Below are 3,045 nucleotides of genomic sequence, written 5' to 3'. Positions count from 1 at the left end.
CCTGCACGGCCCGGTCCACGTTGTCGACGAGGCGCTGGAAGGTGCCCTGGAACCAGGCGGCCTGTTCGGGGGTCATGGTCATGAGTGTGTCGGTTCCTCGTTCTGTGAAGGGTCGTGCGGCGCGACGCGGGGGCGGGTCGCGCTAATACCAGCTGAGCGCATCGGCGTAACGGTTGAGTTCGACGATGTAGACGCGGATGGAGCGGCCGGGGTTTCCGTAGAAGCAGCCCAGCTGCACAGTGCCGTTCTCGGGCACGTACCGCGCCGAGTTGCCGAACTGTCCGCCGTCGTCGCACCGCAGGGTGTAGTTGCCCGGACTCCGGAAGTTCTGCACCGTGAGGGTGACGTACGCGCACGAGGAGTGCGTGCACTCGCCCGGCCAGTTGCCGGACGCACCCTTGCCGGTCTTCAGGACCTCGGCCGGACGGTCGTTCGTGCGAGCGGATGCCGAGGCCTCCGGCGACCACCCACCCTCCGCTGCGTGCGCCCGCACCCTGATGCTGTGCGTCTGCTCGTAGCCGTTGCCGACGGTCTCCGAGCCGTTCGCGGAGACGCCGCGCCAGCCACCGCCGTCGATGCTGATCTCCACGCGATCGATAGGTCGCCCGTTGTCGGAATTGCGCGCGTCCCACGACAGCCGGATCGACTGGCCGAGGTTCTCGGCTCTGGCCACGGGCGGCTTGGGCTGTCCGAAAGGCACGACCTGCGCCACATTCGACGCGGCACCCGCATAGGTGGTCCCGTCGACGGTCGCGACCGCACGGATCTGCAGGTTGTAGGTCTGGCCGTTGGTCAGCCCGCCGATCGTGGTGCCGTTGAGCGCCTGCCAGCTGCCGCCTCCGTTGAAGGTGTACTGGTAGCTGAGCTCACTCGACTTGGCGCCGTTGCGGGCCCCCTCGTTGTACGAGATGTTCACGATCTGACGGTCGCCCGCCTGGGCCCTCAGGCTCGTCGGCGCGCCGGGAGCGTTCACACCGCGGCGAGGTGCCGACAGCTCGGACCACTCGCCCCATCCGGCCTTGTTCTGCGCGCGGATGCGGTAGGTGTACGGCGTCTCCGATGTCGGGACCTTGACGGCCTGCGAGGTCGCTCCTGCGCCGGGGGTGAGCGTGTTGACGACCGTGCCGCCGTTGCGCACCTCGAGCTGGTAGCTCGCGATCGCGTCACCGTTCGAGTTCGGCGCACTCCAATTGACCTGCATCTGCGCTTCGGTGCCGACCGATGCGAGCTGGGTCGTCGTCGGGGCGGCGGGCTTCAGTGGCGGCCCGGCCGGAACCTCGGATGCGGACCAGTTGCTCCAGCTCGACGGATCCGGCGCCTTGTTGTGCGCCTGCACCCGCACCTGGTAGTTGCCGCCGTTCTCGAGGCCCTCCCAGGTGAGCGAGTTCCCGGTGACCTGCTTCTGCGCGACGCCCGAAGGCGGAGCGGGCGAGATCTCGAGCGTGTAGCTCTCGACCGGCGAACCCGGGGTCGAGGGGGTCGTCCAGCTGACGGCGAGCGACTTGTCGCCGAACTTCAGCGTGGGCGGGTTCGGCGTGTCGGGGCGCGCGTCGGGACGGGCGACGGCCGACGTCCCGGAGGGCTTGCCCTCGCCGACACGGTTCGTCGCGGTGACCTGGAACGTGTACTCGACGTTGTTGGTGAGTCCGTCGAGCGTGCACGTGGTCGAGCGGCACTCCTTCGTGTAGGCCCCTCCGCTCACGGCCTTCACGGTGTACTTGGTGATCTCGGCGCCATTGTTCGACGGAGCGCCGTACGACACGACGACCGTGCGGTCCTGCACGCTCGTGACGACCGGCGCGCCGGGAGCCTCGGGAACGCCCTGCACCGTCACCACGACCTGGCCGTTGACCTCGCGGTCGGGATCCTCGGTCGCATCCTGGATCCGGTAGCGCACGACGAGCGTGCCGACGAAGGTCGCCGCGGGAGTGACCGTGAGCTGGTCGCCCTTCTGCGAGACGCTGCCCATTCCGGCCTCGACCACGGCCGAGACGACCTTGAGCGGCGTCTCCGGGAACGGGTTGAAGTCGTTCGCCAGCACGTCGACCGTGACCGGCTTGCCCTGGTCAGCCTCCGACACCGTGTCGGTGTTGGCGGCGGGCATGGCACGGGTGGATGCCGCGACGAGCACCGTCACGGTGCCCTCGACGGGTTCCGTCTCCCCGTCGGTGACACGCACCTTGAGCGTGAGCGCCGTGCCCTTCTTGGCGCTCGACGAGGCCTCCACGAGCAGCTGCGTGCCGTCGACCCGGGCCGAGACTCCCTTGCCGTCGCCGCTGACGAAGGTGTATTTGTGCTTGCCCTCGTCCTCGGGATCAGGGTCGGTGGTGAGTGCGGCGAGGTCGAGTGCCGTCGCGTCCTCACCCGGTGCGACCTGCATCTGGCTGTTCACGAAGACGGGCTGCTGGTTGTCGGGAGGCAGCACGTCGATCGGGATGGTCAGCGTCGCCTTGCGCCCCTCGGGGTCGTCAGGGCCGTCGCCGTCCGTGACCTCGAACGTGATCGCGTCGGGGCCGAAGTAGCCGGCGGCCGAGGTGTAGACGAGCGAGGTCTCGTCCTTGACGAGGTCGGAGCCGTCGGCGTGCACGGCGGTCACCTTGGCGTGCTCGGTGATGCGAGCGGTCCCGCCTCCGGCCACCGTCACGTACTCCGACAGGGGCAGAGCCTTCGTCTCACCGCTGATGACCTCCACGGGTTTCGTGAGGTCGACCATGGGCCGCAGGCCGGACTCGGCGGGAACGAAGATGAAGGCCGAGGCCTCGAGGCCGTCTCGGTCGGTCAACGTGTAGCGGATGAGCTGCTGCTCCTCCTGCACCGTCACCCGCACGAGACCGTTGTCGAGCTGTGTCGCACCGGCGCCGAGCGTGACGTCGAGCGCGTCGGTCGTGCCGTCCGGGTCCTCGTCGTTCTTGAGGATGTCCACCTCGGCGGTGAGGCTGTCGTCCTTGAGATCCTCGGGGCGCACGCGGTCGTCGCGGGCGACGGGCGCCTGCAGCGGCACGTCCTCATCGACCGTGATCTGCAGCACGGCCGAGGCGGTCGCGC

At 69.0% G+C, this 3,045-nt stretch carries 1 protein-coding gene; it reads right to left on the bottom strand.

Going from position 1 to position 3,045, the window contains the following annotated elements:
• Positions 1 to 142: 142 nt before the first annotated feature.
• Positions 143 to 3,045 (bottom strand): fibronectin type III domain-containing protein (locus tag AUC47_RS10775; protein ID WP_143740727.1); only part of this gene is annotated, 2,903 nt, incomplete at its 5' end.

Source organism: Microbacterium sp. SZ1 (assembly GCF_002362255.1).
In the GTDB taxonomy this organism is placed as follows: Bacteria; Actinomycetota; Actinomycetes; order Actinomycetales; family Microbacteriaceae; genus Microbacterium.
Note: the sequence above shows the minus strand (reverse complement) of the source record. Positions and strands in the feature narration are given on the sequence as shown.